Below are 24,568 nucleotides of genomic sequence, written 5' to 3'. Positions count from 1 at the left end.
ATAAATGATCATCAGCATTGCAAGCGGAAAAGGCGGTACCGGAAAGACAACGGTTGCCGCCAATCTGGCCGCTTCATTGAATCAGCCGGTCACGGTGCTCGATTGTGATGTGGAAGAACCCAACCTCCATTTATTTTTGCACCCGGACATCCAATCCCGGGAAAAAGTGATTGCACCCGTGCCGGAAATCGATCTGGACCGGTGCACGTTCTGCAAGAAATGTATGGACATCTGCCGGTTCAATGCCATTGCAGTCACGGCAAACACCGTGGTCACGTTTCCTGAACTGTGCCATTCCTGCGGCGGATGCACGGTCATCTGTCCGGAAAATGCCGTCACTGAAAAAGAACGGATTTTAGGCACCGTGGAAACCGGCACCGTGCCGCTGCCGGACATGAATTTTGGCCAGGGATTGCTGGACATCGGCCAGGTCATGGTCCCGCCCGTGATCCGCCAGGTCAAATCCCACCGGGCCCCGGATCAGGGCATCACCTTGATCGACGCCCCGCCCGGCACGTCATGTCCGGTCATCGCCGCCATGAAAGACACAGATTTTGTCATTCTGGTCACAGAACCCACCCCATTCGGACTCAATGACCTGAAACTGGCCGTAGAAACCGTGCGGCTGCTGAATATTCCCCACGGCCTGATCATCAACCGGGCCGGAATGGGAGATGATGCCGTATATGCCTATGCCAAAGATAAAAACCTGCCGGTTCTCATGGAAATTCCCTATGACAAGGCCATTGCCCAGGCCTATTCCAAAGGCGATCTGATCATCTCACAGCAGGAAGATTACAAAGAAAAATTTCAAACCCTTTACAAAAAAATCTGCCTTCTGGCAGATTCAGAAAAGTGTGCCCCATGAAAGAGCTGGTGATATTGAGTGGAAAAGGCGGCACCGGCAAAACCAGCCTGACCGCCGCATTTGCAGGGCTTAAATCCTCATTGATGCTCTGTGATGCTGATGTGGATGCAGCCGACCTGCACCTGATTATGGCCCCGGATGTTCAGGAAACCCATGATTTTGTGGGCGGCAACGAGGCAGTCATCGACCCGGACCGGTGCACGGGCTGCGGAACGTGTCTGGAACTGTGCCGGTTCGATGCCATTGATGAAAACCAGGGAGAATATACCGTGGACGTCTTGAACTGTGAAGGCTGCGGGGTCTGTGTAGACATGTGCCCGGAATCCGCCATTGATTTTCCCCGGAAAACCTGCGGCCAGTGGTTTGTGTCCCATACCCGGTTCGGTCCCATGGTCCATGCCCGGTTAGGCATTGCTGAAGAAAACTCCGGCCGGCTGGTGGCCTTAGTAAGGGAACAGGCCAAAAAAAGGGCCAGAGACGCACATATTGATTTGATTCTCACGGACGGCCCTCCGGGCATCGGATGCCCGGTCATTGCCAGCATCGGTCAGGCCAGTGCCATCCTCATCGTGGCAGAACCCACGGTGTCGGGTATCCATGACATGAAACGGGTGGGAGAACTGGCAGCCCACTTCAAAATCCCGGCCATGGTGTGCATCAATAAATTTGATCTGAATCTGGACCAGACCCGGGCCATCGAAACCATTGCCCGGGAAAAAAATATTCTGGTGGCAGGGAAAATTCCTTTTGATCCGGCTTTTACCAAAGCCATGATCCAGATTCAGACGCTGTTGGAATATGATGATACCTGCCCGGCTGCCAAAGCGGTCAGAAACATCTGGGAAACCGTGATGACGCATCCTGCCATGAAATTAGAACGGTTAATGTAATAAACCATGAACAACCAAATATCAGTTTGAAGGAGATTGTATGAAAAACGGAAGAATCGCGATTCCCTCCAATGGTGAGGGAGGCCTCAAAGGCACTCGTTCCGGTCATTTCGGACATTGTGACGTGTTTACCTTTGTGGATGTGGAAGACGGCAAAATTACCGGGGTTTCCACGCTGGACAACCAGGAGCATGTTCAGGGCGGATGCATGGTACCGGTGAATCTACTGGCGGAACACCGGGTCAACGCCCTGATCGTGGGCGGCATCGGCATGCGGCCTTTGATGGGATTCCGTCAGGTGGGCATTGACGTGTTCCATGATGACCAGCGGCCGGAAATCGAGCCGGTGGTCATGGATCTCATTGCCGGCAAACTGCCGGAAATCACCAATGACCAGGTCTGCGGCGGCGGTGGCGGACAATAAGGAGATTTCATGAAAATTGCCATTACAGCCACGGGCACGGATCTGTCTGCCGATGTGGACCCGCGTTTCGGAAGAGCATCCTATATTCTGGTGGTGGATTCCGAAACACTGGATGTGGAAATCATCGATAACGCCGCCAACAAGGACGCCTTTAAAGGGGCCGGTATTCAGGCGGCTGCCGCGGTCAGCGAAAAAGGGGCCCAGGTGCTGCTGACCGGATTTTGCGGACCCAACGCGTTTAAAACACTGGATGCCGCCAACATCAAAGTGGCCAACGATGTCAGCGGCACGGTTCAATCGGCCGTGGAACGGTTCAAGGCGGGTGAATATACGATTTCAACTGCGGCCAATACTGAAGGTCACTGGTAAACCCTTAAGCCGGGCATGGATCGGCATGTCCGATGCCAGACCGACATCAAAAAACTGTCTGGAACCCCGGGATGGTGGCATCTTACCCTCCTATCTTACCCCTTAAAACAAGGTGTCACCATCCCGGGGTTTCAGATACGTTTGACATTCACATCATGCTTGAATATAATCTAAATTTTTTCAGGAATCTGATATGACCCTTTTAGATATTTGTCCTCTGGAAACATGGGAAGCGCTGGAAACCGATTTGTATGAAAAATTCAACCTTCAGGGATCTGTGTTCAACCCCGAAGGAACCCGCATCACCACGGTAAAAAATTTTTCCAACCCCTTGTGTCCTGCCATCAAGTCCATGGAAAAAGGCCAGACCTTTATCTGCTCTGCGGCGCACATGAACATGAATGCCATGGTGAAAAAATCCCGTGAACCCCTGGTGGAAGAATGTGACGCCGGTTTGACCAAACTGGTGGTCCCTGTTTTTTATAAAGATGAATTTCTCGGCGTGGTGGGGGGATGCGGACTGCTGCCCGAGGGGGAAGCCGTGGACAGTTATGCCGTATCCAAAATCGCTGACATGGATGAAGCAAAAATCAAGCGACTGGGTTCTGATGTCCCGCCTGTTTCACCCGGCACCATTGCGGCAGCCATAGATTTCATCCAGGAACGGATCCAGCAGATTCTGGATTCCTGCGACCCAGAAAGCTGACACTTTTATGACGGATTCGGCCTTTGCCAGGCGGGTCAAACGCCGTGTCAGTGCCAGGGTCCATGAATTTTTCGCTGTATGCCCGCCCGGGCTCCGGCAGGTGTGTGCCAGAGAACTCACCCGTCTGAACCTTGGGATTCACGATATTCAGGTGGTGCCCGGCGGGGTGAACTTTTCCGGCAAACTGGCCGATGCCTGCCCGGCCAACCTGTGGTTGCGCGCGCCGTCCCGAATTCTCATGCGCCTGGCCCGATTCAGGGCCACCCATTTTTCTTTGCTGGAAAAAAAACTGTCAGACATTGACTGGGAACTGTTTCTGCCGGCCGGCACTGATCCGTCCATCCAGGTGACCACCCATACTTCCCGGTTATACCATTCCGATGCCATCGCCCAAAGGTGCGGCCCCATCATCCGGGCTGCGTTAGACGTCAAACCCGGTTACACGGATCTTTGTTCTTCCGGCAAAGACATCCCGTCACAGACGGTCATGATCCGGGCTGAAAACAACCGGTTTGAGATCTCCCTGGACATGTCAGGCCCCCCGCTGTTCAAGCGCGGCATCAAAAAACAGATAACCGCGGCCCCGCTGCGGGAGAACCTGGCCTTTGCCATCCTGGATACAGCCGGATTCACCGGACAGGACGTGCTCATGGATCCCATGTGCGGGTCCGGCACCTTTGCCATTGAAGGGGCCATGATTCAGGCCCGGATCCCGCCGGGATTTTATCGCCGATTTGCCTGTGAAGCCTGGCCCGGTTTCAGCCCGGCAGGCTTTGCCCATGCCCGGTCACAGGCGGCACAGCAGTTTTCAACGGCCGCTTCCATATTTGCCTCTGATGTGGATCCGCATGCCCTGGCCGCCTTGACCCGCAATCTGTCCGACCATGCGTTTCTGGCCCAAGTGCACGCTTTTGAACACAATTTTTTTGATCTGCGTCCGGATCGATTCACCCGCAAAAAAGGGGTTGTGGTACTGAACCCGCCCTATGGAAGGCGCCTGGAAAATCACCTGGACACCACCGCCTTTTACCGGGAAATCACCCGGAAGCTGGCAATGGATTTTAAAGGCTGGCGCGCGGGACTGATTTTTCCCGGTAAGCAATTCAGTGACCTCAACCATCTCAATCTTAAACCATTTCCTTTTTTCCACGGCGGGTTGAATCTGTCTGCCGGCATCGGCAGGATTTAACCCCGGGCCATGACATTTGAAGATCGTAAAATCCGGTGGCAATTACTGAAAAACTGTGGTTAACTGGCAGAATGAAACCGGCGGTTTTTTTCATATTTGTCATCATTTCAATGGGGTTGGCCGCCCCTGATTTATCCGTTGCCGCAGATTCCGTAGACAACCGGTTGTGGGCCGAACTGCTTAAAGCCCATGTCCAAAACGGGCGGGTGGATTATGACGGGTTCAAACAGGATGAAGCCAAACTGGATCAATACCTGGCCATTTTAAGTGCCACAGACCCGGGCACGTTATCTCACCATCACCAGTTCGCCTTTTATATCAACGCGTACAACGCATTTACCATCAAGCTGATTCTGACCCGGTATCCGGGCATCAATTCCATCAAGGAGATCGGCGGTTTTTTTTCCAATCCCTGGAGTAAAAAATTCATTCCCCTCAACGGGTTCAAGGTGAATCTGGACCATATCGAACATGACATTCTCAGGCCCCGGTTCAAGGATCCACGAATGCATTTTGCCATCAATTGTGCGGCGAAAAGCTGCCCCCCGCTTTTAAACGAACCCTATGAAGGCGACACCCTGGAATCCCGCCTGGATGATCAGACCCGGCGATTCATCAACCATCCGGGCAACACGTTTTTAAAAAACGGCACCCTTTTTATCAGCCGGATTTTTAAATGGTTTGAAGCGGATTTTTCAGACAATCCCTTAAACTTCATCCGCCGGTATGCAGATGATGCCTTGAAACAGACGCTGGATAACACCGCTGCCACCGGCGAAATTTCTATCCAATATCTGTATTATGACTGGACGTTGAACCGCTGATGCCCGTTTTCAGACCTTTTTGAAAACGACATTCACCGGATTCCATGGCTTGCAAACCCCATGGGAATGAGGTATGAATACAGGCCATGGCCGTGAAAAAAAAGACCGCTTTTTTAAAAATACCGCTTTCCATCAAACTGTTCTGCAGTTCTGTCCTATCCATCCTGATCTTTACCATCCCGTTGTTTTTTCTGGTCAATCAATCGCTGAAAGATCTGGGGCAGTTCGCAGATACGGCCAATACCAGACAAATCAAGCAGATGGCCAATCAATATCTGGCCGGCATGGCCCGGGAAAAAGCCCGAAAATACGATGAAATTTTTTTACATTATCAAACATCCGTGACATTTCTGGGAATGAAAGCCAGTGAAATCTACACCCGCCTAGCAGCCGGTCATGCTTTCCATTCCATGGTTCCGTCCATGATATATCATCCGGGAAACGCCATATGGTATACCCCTGAATCCGACCCGCTTATCACGGCATTCTGGGGGGATAAGACGCTGTCTTTGCCCATTGTATCGGAACTGCAGGCCCTGGCGGAAATGGATCTGTATCTGGTCATGGCCAAAAAAAACTGCCGCCGGGCCATGGCCGCCCATATCATCACCCGGACCGGGATCGGGAAATATTATACCTTGAATCCGGACATGCGAAACGCATGTTTCAACCTGCCGAACCCGGCTGATTTCGACCTTAGAAACGGTGAACCCATGACCACGTTTACCCAACAGTCCGAAGCGGACTACGGGTTTCGATGGACCCGGCCTTACAAAGACGATGTGGCACCCGGGCTGATGATGACGGGTGTTGCCCCCATACTGGATGGAAACGGCCGGCTCAAAGGAGTCACGGGCATGGATATCCCTCTGGCCGACATGTTTCAGGATCTGGACAAAGGCCACCCGCTGTTATCGAATCCAGATGCCCCCCCCGGCGATTTTTTTGCGCTTCTCATGGATTCACAGGGCCGGTTGATCTCTTTTCCTGTCGCCTTGCTGCCCTTGCTTGGCCTGGACATGGACATCAGCCATTTCAAATATTCAGACAATATCCTGTCACTGAACCTCACCCAATCCCGGCAGCCTGTCATTGAACAAATTACGCGGCAGATTTTGAATGCCACGTCATACCAGGATACGCTCACCATCCAGGACCGGTCCTATATTCTGGCCTCCCACCGCCTTCATCAAACCAACTGGCACATCGTGCTGGCAAGCAGCGAAAACAATCTGCTTGACTCCATTGAGCAGACACGCAACGTCATGGATGACAACCTGTCAGGTATCCTGAAAAGCTTTATGATCTATGCCGGTATCATATTTCTTGTGGCCTTGGGGTGCAGCTATTCAGGGGTCAGACGGTTTGTCCGTCCTCTCCAGCATTTGACCCGTCTGACACGCCGGATATCTAAAGAAGTGTATTCAGAAAAAGTCCCGGAAAACCGCAATGATGAAATCGGGGAACTGTCCCGGGCCTTCAATGAAATGACCGATCGCCTGCAACAGTCCCAGCAAAGGGAAAAAAAACATATTCAAGAGTTGTCTCATCAGGCAGACCGGCTGAAACAACTCAATGAATACCTGGTCCACTCGGACGAAACAGAACGAAAAATGATGGCGTCGGATCTGCATGACAGCGTAGTCCAGACCCTGGCCATGGGCATTTCCCGAACAAAAGATCTGGTGGAATCTGATGATCCGGCCCGGCCGGACCAGATCCGCGCGATTCAGGCCATTCTGGAACAGGCGGTTCGGGAGATCCGAACACTGATTTACAAACTGTCTCCCCCGATTCTGGATGACTTTGACATTGATATCGCCATTGGGGCGCTGATCGAGGAGATCAATGCCCGGGAAAAGACCGCATACCGGTACATCAACCAGGTCACGGATCCCATTCCGCTGCCCCATGCACTGAAGGTGACCCTGTACCGGGCGGTCAATGAACTGCTGACCAATATCCGAAAACATGCCCGTACCCCGAACGCCAGCATCCAATTGTGGTTTTCGGATCCGGACATCTGTCTGCAGGTGAAAGATGCCGGCGCGGGCATGGACGTTCAGGCATTGAAACCATCCAAGGATCACGGGTTTGGTCTGTACAGCCTGTCTGAACGGATTCAGAATTTCGGCGGCACCCTGACCATCACATCCACCCCCGGCAAAGGAACGAAAATTCTGCTGACCGCGCCGGTCAATCAAAGGGGATCGAATATCCATGAATAAAAAAACCATCATCATCGTGGATGACCACCGGGTATTCCACCACGGCATCAGTCAAGCCCTGGAAGCGACCGGCGAATTCACTGTCACAGCCCGGGCCGCCAACGGGGTTCAGGCGGTTTCTTTGGCTGAAAAATCCGTCCCGGATCTTATCCTCATGGATATCAGTATGCCCGATCTCAACGGCATGGAAGCCACCCGAAGAATTCTGGCAATCCATCCGAAAATCCGCATTATCGCCTTGTCCATGCATACGGAAAAAATCTATGTCAAAGGCATGCTTAATGCCGGGGCATCCGGGTATGTGCTCAAATCCTGCTCTTTCAAAGAATTGTTGACTGCCATCAAAGCAGGGCTGGACGGCCATGTATATGTAAGTCCGGAAATCACTCACCTGCTGGTGGGAGATTCACCGGACCGCCTGAGCTGCCTGACCCCACGTGAAAAACAGATACTGGTGTATATCGCCGAAGGCCACAGTACCAGGGAAACCGCAGAAATCCTGAAGTTGAGCGCGAAAACCATCGATATCCACCGCAGAAACCTCAGATCCAAACTCGGGATACAGACCGTTGCCGGGCTGACCCGATATGCCCTGGCCAAAGGGCTGATCCCTCCGGCGCCCTGACCGTTGAATCATCGCACACTGGTATATGTCGGCCGGACACCGCCTTTTGAGAATACAATTTGCCACAATTGATTGCTCCGGGCCCTGAACGTGCCGGCACAGGCCAGCAGGTAATAGGTCCACATGCGGAAAAACCGGTTGTCATACCGGTGTTTGATCCTGTCCCAGTTGGCCACAAAATTGTCATACCAGGCCATCAACGTGGGATCATAATCAGGACCGAAACTGTGCCAGTCCTCCAGAACAAAAAATTTTTCCGCCGCCATTGTGATCTGGCGGCCGGACGGCACCATGGAATTGGGAAAAATGTATTTGGAAATCCAGGGGTCGCTGCTACGCACGGACCGGTTACCGGCAATGGTGTGCAGCAGAAAAAGCCCCTGATCCTTCAGGCACCGGTGAACCACGGCCATAAAGGTTTTGTAGTGGGCCCTTCCCACATGCTCGAACATTCCCACAGACACGATCCGGTCAAAGGGTTCATTCAGATCCCGGTAATCCATGAGCCGGATCTCCACAGGCAGGTCCCGGCACCGTTGTGTGGCCAAAGTCACCTGCTCTTTTGACACGGTGACACCCTTCACACTCACCTGATATTTTTGTGCCATATACGCAGACAATCCCCCCCATCCGCAACCGATGTCCAACACCCGCATACCGGGTGCCAGCTGCAACTTCCGGCAGATCAACTCCATTTTGGCTTCCTGGGCCGCTTCCAGGGTGTCGGCATTTTTCCAGTACCCGCAGGAATAATTCATGGATTTATCCAGCATCAGCGAAAACAGTTCATTGCCGATATCATAATGCCGCCGGCCGATTTCAAACGCTCTGAATTTTCCCGGAGATACCGTCAACATCGCCTTGACACGGCACCACACAGCACGTATGGATTTTATGGCCTGTTCATCCAGCCGGGCCTGCAAAATTTTATCAAAAAACTGGTCCAGTCTGGGGCATTCCCACCACCCGTCCATATAACTTTCACCCAGAGCTTTGGAGCCGCCGGCCACCAGCCGCTTGAAGAAAAGGTCCTGATTCACCTGAATATCCCAGGGATTTGTACCGTTGATTTTGACGCCGGCAGCGGCGAACAGATCAGTCGCCAGTCGTTGAGAAGATGCATGGTTCATATTACCGCCTCCTTTGAAAAGAGTGAACTCAGCATTCTATAGCACAGCTTCAGGCAGCGGTTAAAGTAAAAAATCGGTATTTTTATTCCGGTTCAAAGCGTGATCACTTTGGTAGCCAGCTGCATGGCCGTGACAATATCCAGCATATTGGTGGTTTCTCCCACCTGTTTTTCATTCAGCAGATCAAAATGGGTCAGGCAGGTGCCGCAGACCCAGATGGAAATATTCTGTTTTTCATATGCCTGAAGCGTTTCCAGCACCGCAGATCCCTTAATGGTGAGCTTGACCCCGTTATTGACAAACACGATCCGCCACAGATCCTCTCCCATTTCCCCCAGGGTCTTGATGAAACTGATCATCAATTTCTGTCCCAGTTCATCATCCCCGGCCCCCATCCGGTCCGAAGCGATGAGTACCAGTATTTTCTGACCTTTTTCTTTGTCATCTGGTTCTGAAACCCCGGGCACGCCCGGCTCGATTTGCGGCGGATCATTTCGATCCCCTGATTTTTGCATATCCACCCCGGAAACAGTGAAGGAGTCCCCCTGCCCGGATGTGGTGGCTTCATATCCCTTTGTCCCCAGAAACCGGGATACGTTTTCAACTGCGGCCTCATTGTCCACCTGTACGGTGAGGTGGGAAGGCGAATGCGCCTCCACGGCCTGCTTGGTCAAAAGTACGGGCTGGGGACAGGCCAGGCCCCGGGCATCGATATTCATTGTCATTGTTATGATTCTTTCGTATTTGAATTAATTTGTCTTTTGTGGCCGTGGCCGCGGTTACGCACTTGTCAGACCACTTCGATTTTTCCGGGATTTTGATCCAGCACTTCTCCGATCACAGCGGCACAGGCAATTTTCTGATCATGCAGCGCCGTGACAAGATCCCGGGACCGGTTTTCCGGACACCCCATAAGCAATCCGCCCGAGGTCTGCGGATCAAAAAAAAGATCCCGCAACGCCGGACTGATCCGGTCGTCCAAGTGTACCATGGCTGCCCGGAACTGGCGGTTCCGGAATGCCCCTCCGGGCACCAGGCCCATGCCGGCAAATTCCAGTGCACCGGATATCAAAGGAATCTGATCACTGAAAACACGAACTCCGACCCCAGTGCCGGTCACCATTTCCGCCAGGTGTCCTAAAAGTCCGAACCCCGTGATATCCGTGCAGGCGGAAATGGGAAACCGGGTCATGACATCGGCGGCATCCCGGTTCAATGCGGCCATCAGCTCGGTAATCTCTTTGACCTGATCCGGGGACGTCAGACCGGCTTTCACGGCCGTGTTCATGACCCCTGTGCCCAGCGGCTTGGTAAGAACCAGCCGGTCTCCGGGTCTCAGCCCCTGGTTGGCCAGAATCCGGTCCGGGTGAACAAATCCGGTGACGGACAACCCATACTTGAGTTCATCATCCTCCACACTGTGCCCCCCTAAGAGCACGGCACCGGATTCTTCCAGTACACGGATGCCTCCGACCAAAATTTTCTTCAGAACCGTCATATCCATAGCACCCAAAGGAAACGCCACCAGATTCATGGCGGTTTTGGGAATACCGCCCATGGCATAGACATCGGACAGGGCATTGGCTGCGGCAATCCGGCCGAAATCATAGGGATCATCCACTATGGGGGTAAAAAAATCCACGGTCTGAATCAATGCCAGATCATCGCTGACTTTGTACACACCGGCATCATCGGCCGTTCCCATCCCCACCAGAACATTTTCATTGGTCGGCACCGTCAATCCGTTCAATGCGGCCGCCAGATCCCCGGGCGGCAATTTTGCCGCTCACCCGGCCCCTTTCACACACTGGGTCAACCGGATGGGTTGTACGGGGTTATTTGACGTCTGATTCATCTCATCTCCTTGAAAAATTTTTATTTAAACCATTATTATTTCTCATTTCCGGCTTCAGATCAAATTCAAAATTTCTGTTACAGACCATGGGTTCCATAGAAATAATCAATAACCGACGTAATGGCGGCAGGGGAAGAAAATTTTTTCCGGCTGAAAAGACTTCGGAGGGGAAAACAAAAAACCCCGACAAGATAAGGAGGACCATCTTGTCGGGGTGATGACATTTAATTTGGCTCCCCAGCACGGACTTGAACCGCGGACCCATTGGTTAACAGCCAATTGCTCTGCCAACTGAGCTACTGGGGAGCATGTCTTGAATCAAGACTCGACGTTTATATAAGATCACCCGCTGGTTGTCAAGATAAAAAAACAAAAATTTGACAGGGGTTTTCGGAAAGGGTAATAATGCACCGGACATAGCGCCTGACACAACCATATTAACATATCAACCCAGGAAACAGGACACACCATGATTACTGAACAGGGCATTGTCACCCGGGCCACTCCGGATGTGGCACTGATTAAAACCAACCGGACCGCAGCCTGTGAGGTCTGCTCGGCCAAAGACAGTTGCGGCACCATCCACCGGGGCAAAGAGATGACTGTGGAGGTCCCCAACACATTAGGGGTCGAAACCGGAGATTCCGTGCTGATCGGCATGCAGACAAAATCCGCGCTGCTGCTGACCTTTCTGATCTATGTTGTCCCGATTCTCTGCCTGGTCGCCGGTGCATTGACCGGTGATGCCTTGGGCCCTTTACTTCGGATCAATGCGTCATTTGCCGCCATGGTATTGGGTTTTTCTTTTTTCGGCATCGCTTTTGTCATTCTTCACAAAAAATCGGCGGCAATGAATCAAAAAAGTGAATTCAAACCCGTGCTGATCCGCAAGACAAAGCCGGTGACAGCGCCCGCCTGCAAGCCGTCTTCAAAATAATTTTTTTCCTTGCCAACCCAGCAGCAATATACTATATACGCTGCCAGTTGTGGGTTTGTCACATAAACGCTAACCCCTTAGACTGGAAGATTGACATATGACATCACAACCACATCTGAAGTTTGCGGTCTTGATCTTGACTGTTTTGCTGATCACAGGGATCGTCTGTTACGCTGCTTTCTCCCCTCCTGCACCGGTAGATCCGGTTCGCATCATGTTTCAAACCGATGCCGGCAAAGTCCTGTTCACCCACCAGACACACACGGAGGACTATTATCTGGATTGTCTGGACTGTCATCACAACATTGATGATGACGAGACCTACAATTGCAGTGACTGCCATGAGGAGACCGGAGACGATTACATGCCGTCAAGAACGGATGCCCTTCACGAGACATGCATCGGGTGCCATGCGGATTACGGCGCAGGACCGGTCGATTGCAATGCATGTCATGTGCTTTAAATCCGGTATTCTGCCGCCTTTGTCTTGCGTCAGTCATGACAACCGCTTTTTGAAACAAGGACGTAACTCATGATTAAACGATCTTTCTTTGCGCTGTCCAAACCCGGGTTGACCTGTGACCTGCTGGAACCCGATCCTGAAGCGCCCCAAAAAATCGATATACCCGCCCTTTTGACACTTCTGTTACCCGAACCCCTTGACGGGTCCCGGGACGCTTTGATCCAGAAAGGTGATCCCGTCAAAAAAGGGCAGAAACTTCAACTGTATAAAGACAGCATTGATTATGCGGTTTCACCGGTATCAGGCACCATAAAATCCATTGATACATTCACTGCCGATGATTTCAGCGGTCTGCGCACCCGCATTGCCATAGAAAAAGACACACAGGCTGCCGACAAGATTAAATATCCGGAAATGAAACAAGCGTTGTCCTTTGCGGCCCAGCATCTGAATCACCTGCCGGGAGCGCCCCCGTTCGCCCGTCTTGCCCGGACCAAAGTCCCTGTCAATACCCTGATCATCATGGTGTCAGACACGGACCTGCTGACCACTACTTCCCAGTATATGGGCACAGCCCACGCCGCAACACTGCAAAAAGGGGTACAGATCCTCAAACAGATCACAAAGGTGCCCAAGATATATCTGGTCCTGCCGGACAGGCTTCAGGACCGTGCCCGATTCGACAGCCTGACCCTGTTGCCGGCGCGTTTGAATTACCCGGAAACCCTGCCCGCCATGATCATGAAAAATCATCTGGACAAAATTCTGCCGGCCGGCAAAACCCCCGAGGAAATGGGCATCTGTTTTATCCGGGCCGAAGCCGTGGTTTCTCTGGCCCGGGCGTTTGAAACCAAGGGCCCGGTGTTTGAAAAATGTATCACCCTGATTGACAAAACCGGAGCCCGCCACAGGCTTGAAGCGGTGATCGGTACCCCGCTGGGCCAAATTTTCAGCCAGCTGGGCATTCAGATCAATGAAATGGACCGCATTGTCATTGGGGGGCCCATGCAGGGTTTTGCCACATTCACCCCCCACCACCCGGTCACACCGGATATGGACACGATTCTGGTCCAGGACCGGAAAACCATTACCCCGCTGTCAGACAACAACTGTGTCAACTGCGGCAAATGCATCCAGATTTGTCCGGCCGACATACCGGTCAATCTGCTGGTCCGGTTTCTCCAGGCCGGACAGTATGAGGCCGCTGCTGATAAATGCGACCTCGAGGCCTGTATCGACTGTGGATTATGTGCCTATGTCTGTACCTCACAGATCGCATTGTCCCAGTATATCCGGCTGGGAAAACACGAACTGCACAAACTGCGAGCAGATGTTTAAAAGGGAGACTGCCCATGAATAATACCAAACTCACCGTTTCCCATGCACCGTTCTGGCATGACGGAGACAGCCTGTTCCAAATGAACCTGAACATCCTTCTGGCCCTGCTGCCCGCTGCAGTATACGGCATCATCCAATTCGGGGCACCGGCCCTGGGTGTCATGGCGCTGTCAACCTCCTGCGCCATGCTCTGGGAAATTGTGGTAAACCGTGTTGCCAAACAATCTTTTACCATCGGTGATCTGGATGCGGCGGTCATCGGGCTGCTGTTCGGCATGATGCTGCCGGCCGTTACCCCCTGGTGGCTGATTGTGGTGGGTACTTTTGTGGCCGTGGTGATCGGCAAATCAATTTTCGGCGGCATCGGTGCCAACCCCTTTCATCCTGCCCTGGTAGGCATGGCCGTGCTCATGCTTTCCTGGAAACTATTTTTTGATTTTGACACGGCTTATGTGAATTATCTGTTTGATTTTACCGCGCTGACCCCTCTGGCAGCCGTAAAATCTCAAGGGGCGGGTGCTGCTGACCTGTTTTCGCTTTCAGACCTGATCTGGGGCAGAGAATTTGGCGGGGCCGGGACCACGTTTGGTCTGGGGCTGATCATCGGCGGTATTTACCTGATACTGCGGGGATATATCAGATGGGAACTTTCCATATCATTTATAGCCGGGATCCTGATCACAGCCGCTATTTTTTATCTGTCCAGTCCGGATAACTATGCCGGCCCCCTGTTTCACCTTTTCTCCGGCTACACGCTGCTGGGGGCTTTTTTCCTGATCACTGAAAACTCATCATCGCCTGTGAACCGGATACCCATGCTCATCTATGGGTTTCTGGGCGGATTCATGATTATCCTCATGAGGAATGTGGGATCCTATGCAGACGGCACAGTCCTGGCCATTCTGCTGGTCAACCTTGTAAACCCCCTGGTGGACAATATCAGACCGAAAGCTTTGGGAAGGGGAATAAACAATGCGTGAAATGATAAGTATGATAGTGGTATTGACCGCTTTGACCGCCATTTCCGGCGGTCTTCTGGCCGCAGTAAAAACAGGCACGGAAGTCAAAATTGAAGAACAGGTGCTGAAGTTCCAGAAAGCCCCGGCCATCGAAGAAATTTTTCCTGATGCCGCCAATGATCCGATCATGGAACGGTTCAATCTTCAGGCAGGGGACTCCTTAGTTCAGATATTTCCTGCAAAAATGGCGGACGGGTCACAAGCCGTTGCTTTTGAAACCAAGGGCAAAGGCGGATATGGCGGAGATGTCGGCCTGATGGTCGGCATAAAACTGGACAATGACCAGATTGTGGCGGCCAGGGTCACAACCCATGCGGAAACGCCGGGACTGGGTGCCCGGGCAAAGGATGATCCCACATTTGTCTCCCAGTTTACAGACAAACCCCTGGATGCCAACCTGGCCCTGAAATCAGACAATGGCTCCATTGATGCCATGTCCGGTGCCACCATTACATCCAGGGCTGTGACCCTGGCAGCCATCCAGGCCCAGAATCTTTACAAAAACCTGAAGCCCGAAATTTTAAAGCAGATGCCATAAGGCAAAAAAGGAGATACAAAAACATGGCACAATCTTTGGCAAAAGAATTTACTAAAGGGCTGTGGGCTGAACTGCCTCCTTTCAGACTTGTGCTGGGTCTCTGCCCGGTGCTTGCCGTGACCAAGACGGTTGAAAACGGCATCGGCATGGGAGTGGCCACCACATTTGTGCTGGTTTTTTCCAATCTGCTGGTGTCGCTGCTGCGGAACATCATCCCGCCCAAAGTCCGGATTGCCTGCTATATTGTCATTATTGCCACATTTGTCACCATTGTGGAACTGGTCATGCAAGCCTATACCTATCCCTTGTTTTTGAAACTGGGAATTTTTATTCCCTTGATCGTGGTCAACTGCATTGTACTGGGAAGAGCAGAAGCCTTTGCCAGCAAAAACAATCCGGTGATGGCCATTGCAGACGGACTGGGTATCGGTATCGGCTTTACACTTTCCCTTGCCGCCCTGGGTGCCGTGCGGGAGTTTCTGGGTGCCGGCACGATTACCATCTGGGGAGGAAATCCCGTGTTTGCCATGCCGGAAAGCTTTCACGCATTCTCCTTTATGGTGGAAGCCCCTGGAGCGTTTGTGGCCCTGGGACTGATGCTGGCATGCATGAACCTCATAGGCAGCAAATAAGGAGAAACCCCATGGAATATTTTGAAATTGCCATCAGCTGTATTTTCATCAACAACATCCTCCTTGCCCAGTTTCTTGGCAACTGCCCCTTTCTGGGCACATCCAAAAAAATGGAAACCGCAGTGGGCATGTCAATGGCCGTGGTATTTGTACTGGTCATGGCAGGAGTCATTACCTGGTGTCTGGACACCTATCTGCTCAAGACCCTGAATGTGGAATATTTAAGAACCCTGTCATTCATTCTGGTCATTGCCTCTCTGGTCCAGTTTGTGGAAATGTTTTTGAAAAAGAGCATCCCGGGCCTGTATGCGGGCTTAGGAATTTTTCTGCCCCTGATCACCACCAACTGTGCGGTCATGGGTGCCTGTCTGCTGAATATCAGCAATGAATATACATTTACCAAAGCACTGGTGTCATCCTTTGCCTATGCTGTCGGATTCGGCCTGGCCCTGATTCTGTTTGCCGGGGTCCGGGAACGGATCAATCTGGGCCGGATACCCAAACCGTTGCAGGACACTTCCATCGGTCTGATCACCGCAGGCATCATTGCTCTGACTTTTACCTCTTTCAGGGGAATGGTGTAAAATAGTTTCAAAAAATGGTGCCAGGCCCTTGAAAACCCGTATAATAATCCTGCTGGGAGTCCTGATCCCGGCAGGATTATTTTTTTTGGTCACCGGCTTCTGGGTGTGGCATACGCTGCATACCCCTGTAAAAGTGGATGACAAAGAGATCATTTTTGTGATTGAACCCGGGCAGCACCTGAAGCAGATTGCCGAAAATCTTAAATCTTCAGGCCTGATTCCAAACGTGCTTGTTTTCCGGGCCTATGCCCGGTATCAGAAAGCCGCCACCCGCATTCAGGCCGGTGAACACCGGCTGTTTACACCGGCATCCCCTGCCCAAATCCTGGATCAACTGCTCAAAGCCCGGATCAAACTGTACCGGCTCACTGTTCCCGAAGGGCTGGACATGGCGGAAACCGCATCCGTGGTGGCGAAAACCGGCATGTGTGAGCCGGACCTTTTTTTAGCCCTGTGCCGGGATCCGGACGTCCTCGCAGACCTTGGCATCCCGTCCCACACAATGGAAGGATTTTTGTTTCCTGAAACCTATTTCTTTCCCAAAACCATCACCTGCCGTCAAATCATCGAAAAAATGGTGACCACGTTTTTTTCCGTGTACACGCCAGAGTGGGAAAAAAAAGCAGATGATCTGGGATTCACCCTCAAAGAAATTGTCACCCTGGCCTCCATGATTGAAAAAGAAGCCGGTGTGGCATCGGAACAGCCGTTGATCTCATCGGTGTTCCACAACCGGTTGAAAAAAGGCATGCGCCTGCAAAGTGATCCCACTGTGATTTACGGGGATACAACATTTGAAGGCCGGATCCGGACCCGGCATCTGCAAAGAAAAACCGAATACAACACCTACCAGATGCACGGCCTTCCCAAAGGCCCCATTGCCAATCCCGGGGCAAAAGCCATTGAAGCGGCCCTGTTCCCGGCTGAAAGCGATTTTCTGTTTTTTGTGTCCAAAAATGATAAAACCCACTATTTCTCCAAGACTTTGGCAGAACACAACCGGGCCGTCAGAAAATATCAGATCAACCAGTGATCCTGATCGTTTCCACCCACACCCGGTACATATCTTTTTACAGGCAACTCAGCCCCTTAATCGCTGAACTGGCGAAGATACACAATCACGGAACCGGACCGGGATTTTTTTTTACGCTCCCAGGCAAACCCCAGAACAATATCCTGGGTTTTTAACCGGGTCAAAAGGTCTTCGATGGTATCGGGCAGCACCGGCCCCAGATCGGAATGCAGCCCCTTGCCCACAATGATCCGCACGGTAAAATAGCCCTGAAGTTTGCAGGTGGTCAAAAAAGACCGGGCTTTTAACTGGGCGCCTAACGCGGTGAACCCATGCAGATCCAGGTCTTTTTCCGGAGGCGGATACCGCTTGATTCTTTTATGGTACGGCATGGGTTTAGAAGGTATTGATTGTTTTTTTTGCGGCGGTCTGGACAGATAGGATGCCAGCAACGCGGTAAAATCCTGTGCAGGGCCATCTTCGGCTTTTGGCGGGCACTTTTTTTCGCCGGTTCCGGCACATGAATCGGAAAACACCTGGTCCACCACGGGCAGTCCATGGCGGTTCACGGGCGGGGAGGTGTTTTTGCACGCAAACGAACGGGGGGTGTCGGATTTTCGGGTGAACGCCTTTAACAGGTCTTCATCCGGCCCCACCAGCGGCGGCTTGTATTTTCTTTTCTTTCCCATACAGGTCTTTGATTTTACGTTAATTTTGCCGATTTTTCAAGACAATGGCCTTAGTTTCTGTATTTGACTTTGCCCCCCCTTCCTGCTATTGTCTGACTCATGAAAATTGGGACCATTGTTGAATATATTGATCAACAAAAAATCATAACAGCAGTAATATTAAGCGAAAAAAAAGACAAGCTCAAGTTACTCAATGAAAACAGCCGGGAAGTCAGTCTTTCTGAAAAAAGACTGCTTCATGTCTCACAGGTATGCCTGGACGTCACCCAGCCCAGAAATCATCTGATCAACCAATTGAAAGCCACGGCCCAAACCCGCGGGCAATTGTCCGATCAGATCGATATATTTGAAATCTGGGAAATTCTTTACGAAGAATCTGAAAATATCGACCTGTCCGCCATGACGGTTTTCTGCTTTGATCCCCCGTTGTGCTGCGATCATGAAGCTGCGGTGATCCGGGCGGTTTTTTATGACCGCCTGTATTTCAAGTTCAATCAGAACTGTTTTTCTCCGTTTACACCGGCACAGGTGGATGCCAAAAAACGCCAGATTCAAGAAGCGGAAAAACGAGACCGCCTGATTCAGCAGGGGGTGGCCTGGCTGACCGCCATGCAGACGGAACCGGAAAAATCCTTTGATGCAGATCCCGACGTTCTGGAATGCCTGAAAGACTATTACCTGTTCGGAAATGACAGTGTTCATGCATCTTTAGCCAGACAGATGCTGAAAAACGCCGGCCTGACAACCCCGGACCCCTTGTTTCAATTTTTTGTCCGATCCAAAGTCTGGGATGTGGATGAAAACGTGGATCTTTTGTCCCTGGGCGTTCCCACCCGATTTTCTCCCCAAGTCAAGGCGGCCGGCCGCCTTCTGTCATCCTTGAGTTCCCGTGTCTATCAGGACCAGGGCCGGAAGGATCTGACCCAGGTGCCTCTGATCACCATCGACGGCCAGTCCACCCTGGATTATGATGATGCCATCAGCCTGGAAAACACGGACCAGGGCTATCGTTTGGGGATCCATATCATTGACGTGGGGGCGTATATCAAATCCGGAGATCCCATTGATATGGCGGCCCGGGAGCGGGCCAGTTCCATTTATATGCCCGATGACAAGCTGCCCATGCTGCCCGCAGATCTGTCCGATGATCTGTGCAGCCTCAAACAGGGGGAAATCCGGCCGGCCATCTCCACAATGATCCAGATGAGCCGGTTCTTTGAAATCCGGGATGTCCAGATTATCCCCAGCATCATTCAGGTGCATCACCAGATGAGCTACATGGAAGCCAATCTGCTGAACGGCAAGGATGATCCCATCACCAGCCTTCATAAAATCGCCACATTGCTCAGGGAAAAACGGCTCAAAGCCGGTGCGGTCCAGATCACTCTGCCGGAAGTCAATGTCTGGCTCGAAGACAACAAAGAGATCCGATATGCCAAGGTGGACCGGGAAAACCCTTCCCGGATGCTGGTTTCGGAAATGATGATTTTTGCCAATTCCCTGATGGCCAAGTTTCTGGCCGATCATCAGATGCCGGCAGTATTCCGGTCCCAGCCGCCCCCCAGCCAGCGGCTGTTCAATGGCATTGAAACGGCACTTTTGCCCAATCTCATGCAGCGCAGGCATCTGAGCCGGGCCATGGTCACCACCACCCCCCAGCCCCATTCCGGTTTGGGGGTCAAGGCGTACACCACGGCCACTTCTCCCATCCGCAGATACCATGATCTGCTCACCCAGCGCCAGATTAAAGCGGTGCTGGGTCTGAACCCGGCCTATTCAAAAAAAGATCTGGAAGAAATTCTGCAGGCCGTGTCCGTTCCCATGGCCAATGCCGGCCGGGTTCAGGGCGCCAGAAAACGGTACTGGCTGCTCAAGCTGCTGGAATCCATGCGGGGAGACAGCGTTGATGCCCTGGTGCTGGAATGCCACCGGGATCATTACAATATTCTGCTCAAGGAATTCATGCTGGAAGCCAGGCTGCCGTCCTCCGGGTTAAAACTCAAACAGGGAGATGCCATTCAGGTCACGGTCCAGCATGTGGATGCCCGACGGAATCAGCTGTCTTTGTTCTGTGTGTAACGGCCCCCCAACAATTTTTTAATGCTTGAAACTGCGCTGACCTGTAAACACCATGGCTGCGTCATATTCGTTGCAGGCCTGGATGGACTGATAATCATTCAGGGAGCCTCCGGGCTGAATCACCGCTTTGATCCCCTGGGACAGCCCCACATCAATGCCGTCCCGGAACGGGAAAAACGCATCTGAAATCATGGCCGCACCGGTCAATCCGCCCTTTTCTTCAGCCACCCTGGCATTAATTTCCTGTTTTTTGTCTTCATCTTTCAGATCCGCACAGGACTGTTGGTATTGTTCAAAACAATACCGGTCCGCCAGTTTGCGGTAAGCCTTGTCCACAGCGATCTGGGCCACGCCCACCCGGTCCTGCTCCCCCGTGCCGATGCCTACAGTCACATTGTCTTTGACATAGATCACGGAGTTGGAGGTGATGCCTGATTCCACCAGCCACCCGAACAGCATGTCCTCATATTCCCGGTCCGTGGGCGGCCGGTTCACTGAAAAGGTCTGCCCCTGATAATCCGTCACCGCCGGTATGAGATCTTCTCTGGTCAGGGCCTTTGGCACAAATGACCACTGGGCCACAACCCCGCCGTCCATCAGGCTTTTGAAATCCACCACCCGCTCTCCCACAAAACGCTGGAGCCGGTCCATGGCCTGGATGCGGATGACCCGCAGATTTTTCCGGGCGCCCAGGATATCCAGGACCCCGTCTTCAAATTCCGGTGCCACCACCACTTCGGCATACTGGGACGCGATGGCCTGGGCCGTGGCTTTGTCCACTGCCCGGTTCAACCCGATGCATCCGCCGAACGCCGCCACCCGGTCCGCCATATAGGCCCGGGTATACGCCGCCTCAAGACTGTGGGCCCGGGCCGCCCCGCAGGGATTGTTGTGCTTGACGATCACGGCACAGGGGGTGTCGGTGAAATACCGCAGAATATTCAGGCAGTTGTCCGCATCCGTCAGATTGGTTTTGCCCGGATGCTTGCCGGACTGGAGCAGCTCGATATCCGACACCAGGTGCTGTCCCGGCTGGATGGTCTTTGCATCGCCCAGAGTCAGGTTGCCGTTGACAAGGCGGTACAATGCGGCTTCCTGGCCCGGATTCTCTCCATAGCGAAGGCCTTTTTCGACCCCGTCAATCACCCAGGACACTTTTTCATAAAACAGGGTCTGCCGGGTATTTTCCTCCACAAAAGCGATTTCCATGCGGGAGGGAAAATGGTCATCCATAATGGTTTTATACATTTTTTTAAGATCATCAGACATGATTCAAACTCCTGGTTGATAACATGATAAAAGTGCAGTGCCGGCTGTGCCGGCCAGATAATCGGCAATGGCCCGGTCATAGGCGGCCGTGTGCGCAAAAGCCCGGGCCGCCAGATCATACCGGTCCGCCAGGGTCAGACATCCCTTGCCGGCGGTGAGTTTTTCAAGAATTTTAGAATAGTCTTCCGGGTTGGTCACGGATGCCACCCGGATAAAATTTTTGGCAGCGGCCCGGATCATGGTGGGGCCTCCGATATCGATATTCCCCCGGGCATTTTCCAATGTCATGTCCGGCCGGGCAATGGTTTGGGCAAAAGGATAGAGATTGACCACCACCATGTCGATGGGCCGGGCTTTGGTCCGCACCAGATCCGCCTGATGGGCCTGGTTATAGGTCTCTGTCAGCAATCCCAGATAAATCTTGAAATCCAGGGTTTTTACCAGACCGCCCTGGGTTTCAGGCTGGCCCGTGTAATCAGATACCTGTTGCAGATGCATGTCGGCCCCGGGCCCCAGAATCTCTTTGATCCGTGAAAATGTACCGCCCGTGGACAGGATCACCAGATCCGGGTTCACGGCAATCATGCCCGGAATCAATGTATCCAGCCCGGATTTATCCGACACGCTCACCAGCAGGGTGTTGATCTTCACTTGATCATCCACTTTTTCCACCACATTTTTTGCCATTATATTATCCTTTCATTTATCTCGTAAAATCGTGATGTTCCATACCACGCAGACCCGTCTACGTCAAGCAGTGAGGCACCCGGCACTCGTCGCTGATGACAGCGGAGCCCCGGTGGGGGGTGTCTTGCTGACGGACTGTCGGAGCCACCCCGTGGATTCCTGTCCGGCAGTAAGACACCCCCACCGGGGCGGCCTTATGCCTCACACTTTAAAATTCCGCTACATGGGCCTGCCTGTCAGGTTCAAAAATATTTTATTTTGACATTTTTCCGGGTATGAAAGACAATAACGGCAATCATTCACCCCATTCACGGAGAGGTTCATGATTCCATTGAAAATGAAAGCCCTGCTGCAAAAGGTCCTGCCGGACAAAATGTGGCAGAACCGGCTGATCAAGGACGGCCCGCTCCGGTTCATGGAATTCGGCCCCCTGGATGTGGACCGGCTTCAGCGTCTGGGCATCCGGGTGGACCGTTTAGGTCCCCGGCTGGTGGTCTGCATGTGGGATGAGGACAGCCCGCTGGAGATCGGCGGGTTTCTGGTGGTGGACAACCTGGCCATGGGGCAGCCGGCCATGGGCGGCACCCGCATGCTGCCGGACGTTACCCCGGACATCATTCACAATCTGGCCCGGGGCATGACATTGAAAAATGCGGCCGCAGCCCTGCCCTTTGGGGGAGGAAAATCCGGTATTGTCCGCCCCGAAGATCTCACCCCGGCTGACCGGCCTGCCGTCATCACCGGATTCGGGCGGCTTTTGAAACGATACCGCAAAATCTATATTCCCGGCCCGGATGTGGGCACCAATGATGCGGACATGAAACGATTCGCCATTGAAAACGGGCTCAACAACGCCGTATCCAAACCCGCGGATATGGGCGGAAACCGGATCGATGAGCTGGGCGGGGCTGCCAACGGGGTGGTGGTGGCGTTCAAGACCCTGGTAAAACAGCTGCCCCGGCTTAAAAATCTGCCCCAGTTCCGGCACCTGACCCTTCCCTCCTTGAAAGACCAGACCATCCTCATCCAGGGATTCGGTGCGGTCGGGGCCCATGTGGCCCGGATCTTTCACGAATATGATCCGCACACGCCTCCGGTCATCAAGGGCATCAGTGATGCCCACGGGTTTCTGATGAATGAAAACGGTCTGCCCTGGCAGCAGCTGTTTGACCTGTGGAAACAGTTTGGTGAAGTGACCCGGCGCTATTTTCATGACACCATCCTCCACGGCACACAAAACACCGACCCCCGGACCATTTATTCCAGCTGTGCCGACAACCTGCTCAGGGAATCCGGGTTCTGCCTGATACCGGCGTCTCCGGTATCCAACTATCTGGATGTGGACGCAAGTTCGAACCCGTCCATGACCGTGGACCGGATGGGACACTGGCAGATGATTGTGGAAGGCGCCAACACCTATTCTCCTGATCCGGCGAAAAAAGCGGCCCGGCGGCACATGGAACGCCATGTATACCGGGACAAAGGGGTGCTCATTGCCAAGGACTTTCTGGTGAATTCCGGTGGCGTGATTTATGCGGCCCACGAACGCATGATTCCCACCCCGGATGACCTGCTGATTCCCAAAGACATTCTGGGACATTCTAAAAAAATCGATGCCTGGCTGCACAAAAACCAGGAGGCGTTTGCCCAACTGGCGGAAATCCGGCGGAAAGCGGCCGTGGAAAAGCTGGAAACCGTGATCCGCAACAATATGGAAGAACTCATTGACGGCCTGTGCAAGGATGCGGACAGTCTGCCCTGTGACGTGGCTGAAACTATCAGCATCCGGCGCATCGCATCCATGGAAAAAACCAGGACGGCCAAAGATGTCATGGAAGACGCCCCCACCATCGGTGTGGACCGGCAGATCGCGGATGCGGCCAGACTGCTGGTCAAATCCCGGGTATCCATTGTCAATGTGGTGTCTGAAACAGGCAAGCTCATCGGCATTGTCACCAACTGGGACATCACCCGGGCCATGGCCTCCCACCTGCCCATGGATGCGCCTTTAACCCGGGTGATGACAACAGACGTGATCGCTACCGGCCCGGACACCCCGATCTTAGACTGTGTCAGGATGCTGGAAAACCACGAAATATCAGCCATGCCCATTGTAAAAAAAGACCGGGTGGCAGGCATTGTTTCCGGAGATATCCTGGCGAAAAAAACCTTGTTCCGGCTGCTCCAGACCATGGATTGAAAAAAGACTTCCC

At 52.7% G+C, this 24,568-nt stretch carries 25 protein-coding genes and 1 tRNA gene; 19 read left to right on the top strand and 7 right to left on the bottom strand.

Annotation, left to right across the window (positions count from 1 at the left end; genetic code table 11):
• Positions 1-4 precede the first annotated feature (4 nt).
• From K365_RS0104120 to K365_RS0104080, 9 genes are all read left to right on the top strand, one after another.
• On the top strand, positions 5-868 hold the full coding sequence (locus tag K365_RS0104120; RefSeq protein ID WP_024333639.1) for an ATP-binding protein: 864 nt from the start codon (positions 5-7) through the stop codon (positions 866-868).
• On the top strand, positions 865-1,758 hold the full coding sequence (locus K365_RS0104115) for a 4Fe-4S binding protein (protein ID WP_024333638.1): 894 nt from the start codon (positions 865-867) through the stop codon (positions 1,756-1,758). The genes K365_RS0104120 and K365_RS0104115 overlap by 4 nt, the downstream gene beginning before the upstream one ends.
• 40 nt (positions 1,759-1,798) lie before the next feature.
• Complete coding sequence (locus tag K365_RS0104110) at positions 1,799-2,182, top strand: NifB/NifX family molybdenum-iron cluster-binding protein (RefSeq protein WP_006963876.1); 384 nt, start codon at positions 1,799-1,801, stop codon at positions 2,180-2,182.
• Between the two features lie 9 nt (positions 2,183-2,191).
• The gene (locus K365_RS0104105) at positions 2,192-2,551 is read left to right on the top strand and encodes a NifB/NifX family molybdenum-iron cluster-binding protein (RefSeq protein ID WP_024333637.1); all 360 of its coding nucleotides are present in this window, start codon (positions 2,192-2,194) and stop codon (positions 2,549-2,551) included.
• Positions 2,552-2,744: 193 nt separating this feature from the next.
• Positions 2,745-3,257 carry a PocR ligand-binding domain-containing protein gene (locus K365_RS0104100; RefSeq protein WP_024333636.1) on the top strand — a complete coding sequence of 171 codons (513 nt, stop codon included), beginning with the start codon at positions 2,745-2,747 and terminating at the stop codon, positions 3,255-3,257.
• A 7-nt stretch (positions 3,258-3,264) separates the two neighbouring features.
• Complete coding sequence (locus K365_RS0104095; protein ID WP_024333635.1) at positions 3,265-4,446, top strand: THUMP domain-containing class I SAM-dependent RNA methyltransferase; 1,182 nt, start codon at positions 3,265-3,267, stop codon at positions 4,444-4,446.
• A 71-nt stretch (positions 4,447-4,517) separates the two neighbouring features.
• Positions 4,518-5,270: a DUF547 domain-containing protein gene (locus K365_RS0104090; protein WP_024333634.1), complete on the top strand. Its 753-nt coding sequence runs from the start codon at positions 4,518-4,520 to the stop codon at positions 5,268-5,270.
• Positions 5,271-5,356: 86 nt separating this feature from the next.
• On the top strand, positions 5,357-7,498 hold the full coding sequence (locus tag K365_RS0104085) for a HAMP domain-containing protein (RefSeq protein WP_024333633.1): 2,142 nt from the start codon (positions 5,357-5,359) through the stop codon (positions 7,496-7,498).
• Positions 7,491-8,123, top strand: a complete 633-nt coding sequence (locus K365_RS0104080) for a response regulator (protein ID WP_024333632.1) — start codon at positions 7,491-7,493, stop codon at positions 8,121-8,123. Before K365_RS0104085 ends, K365_RS0104080 begins: the two co-directional genes overlap by 8 nt.
• Positions 8,124-8,131: 8 nt before the next feature.
• On the opposite strand, the gene cfa is transcribed toward K365_RS0104080, so the two are convergent.
• From cfa to K365_RS0104060, 4 genes are all read right to left on the bottom strand, one after another.
• A complete protein-coding gene (gene cfa / locus K365_RS0104075; RefSeq protein WP_006963883.1) occupies positions 8,132-9,253 on the bottom strand; it encodes a cyclopropane fatty acyl phospholipid synthase in 1,122 nt (373 codons plus the stop codon).
• A gap of 92 nt (positions 9,254-9,345) precedes the next feature.
• Positions 9,346-9,978: a sulfurtransferase-like selenium metabolism protein YedF gene (gene yedF / locus K365_RS0104070; protein ID WP_024333631.1), complete on the bottom strand. Its 633-nt coding sequence runs from the start codon at positions 9,976-9,978 to the stop codon at positions 9,346-9,348.
• 65 nt (positions 9,979-10,043) lie between these two features.
• Complete coding sequence (gene selD, locus K365_RS0104065; protein WP_084489735.1) at positions 10,044-11,108, bottom strand: selenide, water dikinase SelD; 1,065 nt, start codon at positions 11,106-11,108, stop codon at positions 10,044-10,046.
• Positions 11,109-11,338: 230 nt separating this feature from the next.
• Positions 11,339-11,414, bottom strand: a tRNA-Asn gene (locus tag K365_RS0104060).
• A gap of 163 nt (positions 11,415-11,577) precedes the next feature.
• On the opposite strand from K365_RS0104060, the gene K365_RS0104055 reads away from it, so the two are divergent.
• The 8 genes from K365_RS0104055 to mltG all read left to right on the top strand — a co-directional run bounded on the left by K365_RS0104055 (position 11,578) and on the right by mltG (position 17,652).
• Complete coding sequence (locus tag K365_RS0104055) at positions 11,578-12,045, top strand: SoxR reducing system RseC family protein (RefSeq protein ID WP_024333629.1); 468 nt, start codon at positions 11,578-11,580, stop codon at positions 12,043-12,045.
• A 97-nt stretch (positions 12,046-12,142) separates the two neighbouring features.
• Positions 12,143-12,508: a cytochrome c3 family protein gene (locus K365_RS0104050; RefSeq protein ID WP_006963888.1), complete on the top strand. Its 366-nt coding sequence runs from the start codon at positions 12,143-12,145 to the stop codon at positions 12,506-12,508.
• 69 nt (positions 12,509-12,577) lie between these two features.
• The gene (locus tag K365_RS0104045; protein ID WP_006963890.1) at positions 12,578-13,846 is read left to right on the top strand and encodes a 4Fe-4S dicluster domain-containing protein; all 1,269 of its coding nucleotides are present in this window, start codon (positions 12,578-12,580) and stop codon (positions 13,844-13,846) included.
• A 14-nt stretch (positions 13,847-13,860) separates the two neighbouring features.
• Positions 13,861-14,826, top strand: coding sequence for an RnfABCDGE type electron transport complex subunit D (locus tag K365_RS0104040; RefSeq protein ID WP_006963892.1), 966 nt, complete (start codon positions 13,861-13,863; stop codon positions 14,824-14,826).
• A complete protein-coding gene (gene rnfG / locus K365_RS0104035) occupies positions 14,819-15,403 on the top strand; it encodes an RnfABCDGE type electron transport complex subunit G (protein ID WP_006963894.1) in 585 nt (194 codons plus the stop codon). The genes K365_RS0104040 and rnfG overlap by 8 nt, the downstream gene beginning before the upstream one ends.
• A gap of 23 nt (positions 15,404-15,426) precedes the next feature.
• A complete protein-coding gene (gene rsxE, locus K365_RS0104030) occupies positions 15,427-16,035 on the top strand; it encodes an electron transport complex subunit RsxE (protein WP_006963896.1) in 609 nt (202 codons plus the stop codon).
• An 11-nt stretch (positions 16,036-16,046) separates the two neighbouring features.
• A complete protein-coding gene (locus K365_RS0104025) occupies positions 16,047-16,619 on the top strand; it encodes an electron transport complex protein RnfA (protein ID WP_006963898.1) in 573 nt (190 codons plus the stop codon).
• Between the two features lie 28 nt (positions 16,620-16,647).
• Positions 16,648-17,652: an endolytic transglycosylase MltG gene (gene mltG / locus K365_RS0104020; protein ID WP_024333628.1), complete on the top strand. Its 1,005-nt coding sequence runs from the start codon at positions 16,648-16,650 to the stop codon at positions 17,650-17,652.
• A 56-nt stretch (positions 17,653-17,708) separates the two neighbouring features.
• On the opposite strand, the gene K365_RS0104015 is transcribed toward mltG, so the two are convergent.
• Positions 17,709-18,320 carry a Smr/MutS family protein gene (locus K365_RS0104015; protein WP_006963902.1) on the bottom strand — a complete coding sequence of 204 codons (612 nt, stop codon included), beginning with the start codon at positions 18,318-18,320 and terminating at the stop codon, positions 17,709-17,711.
• A gap of 99 nt (positions 18,321-18,419) precedes the next feature.
• Between K365_RS0104015 and K365_RS0104010 the strand changes: the two genes are divergently transcribed.
• Complete coding sequence (locus K365_RS0104010; protein WP_024333627.1) at positions 18,420-20,399, top strand: ribonuclease catalytic domain-containing protein; 1,980 nt, start codon at positions 18,420-18,422, stop codon at positions 20,397-20,399.
• 18 nt (positions 20,400-20,417) lie between these two features.
• On the opposite strand, the gene K365_RS0104005 is transcribed toward K365_RS0104010, so the two are convergent.
• Positions 20,418-21,668, bottom strand: coding sequence for an IMP cyclohydrolase (locus K365_RS0104005; protein WP_024333626.1), 1,251 nt, complete (start codon positions 21,666-21,668; stop codon positions 20,418-20,420).
• 3 nt (positions 21,669-21,671) lie between these two features.
• Positions 21,672-22,355, bottom strand: coding sequence for a bifunctional phosphoribosylaminoimidazolecarboxamide formyltransferase/IMP cyclohydrolase PurH (locus K365_RS0104000; RefSeq protein ID WP_006963908.1), 684 nt, complete (start codon positions 22,353-22,355; stop codon positions 21,672-21,674).
• A gap of 322 nt (positions 22,356-22,677) precedes the next feature.
• Between K365_RS0104000 and K365_RS0103995 the strand changes: the two genes are divergently transcribed.
• Positions 22,678-24,555, top strand: coding sequence for a CBS domain-containing protein (locus tag K365_RS0103995; RefSeq protein WP_024333625.1), 1,878 nt, complete (start codon positions 22,678-22,680; stop codon positions 24,553-24,555).
• The last annotated feature ends 13 nt before the right edge of the window (positions 24,556-24,568 follow it).

Origin of the sequence: Desulfotignum balticum DSM 7044 (assembly GCF_000421285.1) — a bacterium.
Lineage (GTDB): Bacteria > Desulfobacterota > Desulfobacteria > Desulfobacterales > Desulfobacteraceae > Desulfotignum > Desulfotignum balticum.
The sequence above is the reverse complement of the archived record's forward strand: the minus strand, read 5'-3'. Positions and strand labels throughout refer to the sequence as shown.

Coding starts and splice junctions, on each gene's coding strand:
- K365_RS0104120 (WP_024333639.1), top strand. CDS start 5: ATGATCATCAGCATTGCAAGCGGAAAAGGCGGTACCGGAAAGACAACG.
- K365_RS0104115 (WP_024333638.1), top strand. CDS start 865: ATGAAAGAGCTGGTGATATTGAGTGGAAAAGGCGGCACCGGCAAAACC.
- K365_RS0104110 (WP_006963876.1), top strand. CDS start 1,799: ATGAAAAACGGAAGAATCGCGATTCCCTCCAATGGTGAGGGAGGCCTC.
- K365_RS0104105 (WP_024333637.1), top strand. CDS start 2,192: ATGAAAATTGCCATTACAGCCACGGGCACGGATCTGTCTGCCGATGTG.
- K365_RS0104100 (WP_024333636.1), top strand. CDS start 2,745: ATGACCCTTTTAGATATTTGTCCTCTGGAAACATGGGAAGCGCTGGAA.
- K365_RS0104095 (WP_024333635.1), top strand. CDS start 3,265: ATGACGGATTCGGCCTTTGCCAGGCGGGTCAAACGCCGTGTCAGTGCC.
- K365_RS0104090 (WP_024333634.1), top strand. CDS start 4,518: ATGAAACCGGCGGTTTTTTTCATATTTGTCATCATTTCAATGGGGTTG.
- K365_RS0104085 (WP_024333633.1), top strand. CDS start 5,357: ATGGCCGTGAAAAAAAAGACCGCTTTTTTAAAAATACCGCTTTCCATC.
- K365_RS0104080 (WP_024333632.1), top strand. CDS start 7,491: ATGAATAAAAAAACCATCATCATCGTGGATGACCACCGGGTATTCCAC.
- cfa (WP_006963883.1), bottom strand. CDS start 9,253: ATGAACCATGCATCTTCTCAACGACTGGCGACTGATCTGTTCGCCGCT.
- yedF (WP_024333631.1), bottom strand. CDS start 9,978: ATGACAATGAATATCGATGCCCGGGGCCTGGCCTGTCCCCAGCCCGTA.
- K365_RS0104055 (WP_024333629.1), top strand. CDS start 11,578: ATGATTACTGAACAGGGCATTGTCACCCGGGCCACTCCGGATGTGGCA.
- K365_RS0104050 (WP_006963888.1), top strand. CDS start 12,143: ATGACATCACAACCACATCTGAAGTTTGCGGTCTTGATCTTGACTGTT.
- K365_RS0104045 (WP_006963890.1), top strand. CDS start 12,578: ATGATTAAACGATCTTTCTTTGCGCTGTCCAAACCCGGGTTGACCTGT.
- K365_RS0104040 (WP_006963892.1), top strand. CDS start 13,861: ATGAATAATACCAAACTCACCGTTTCCCATGCACCGTTCTGGCATGAC.
- rnfG (WP_006963894.1), top strand. CDS start 14,819: ATGCGTGAAATGATAAGTATGATAGTGGTATTGACCGCTTTGACCGCC.
- rsxE (WP_006963896.1), top strand. CDS start 15,427: ATGGCACAATCTTTGGCAAAAGAATTTACTAAAGGGCTGTGGGCTGAA.
- K365_RS0104025 (WP_006963898.1), top strand. CDS start 16,047: ATGGAATATTTTGAAATTGCCATCAGCTGTATTTTCATCAACAACATC.
- K365_RS0104015 (WP_006963902.1), bottom strand. CDS start 18,320: ATGGGAAAGAAAAGAAAATACAAGCCGCCGCTGGTGGGGCCGGATGAA.
- K365_RS0104010 (WP_024333627.1), top strand. CDS start 18,420: ATGAAAATTGGGACCATTGTTGAATATATTGATCAACAAAAAATCATA.
- K365_RS0104005 (WP_024333626.1), bottom strand. CDS start 21,668: ATGTCTGATGATCTTAAAAAAATGTATAAAACCATTATGGATGACCAT.
- K365_RS0104000 (WP_006963908.1), bottom strand. CDS start 22,355: ATGGCAAAAAATGTGGTGGAAAAAGTGGATGATCAAGTGAAGATCAAC.
- K365_RS0103995 (WP_024333625.1), top strand. CDS start 22,678: ATGATTCCATTGAAAATGAAAGCCCTGCTGCAAAAGGTCCTGCCGGAC.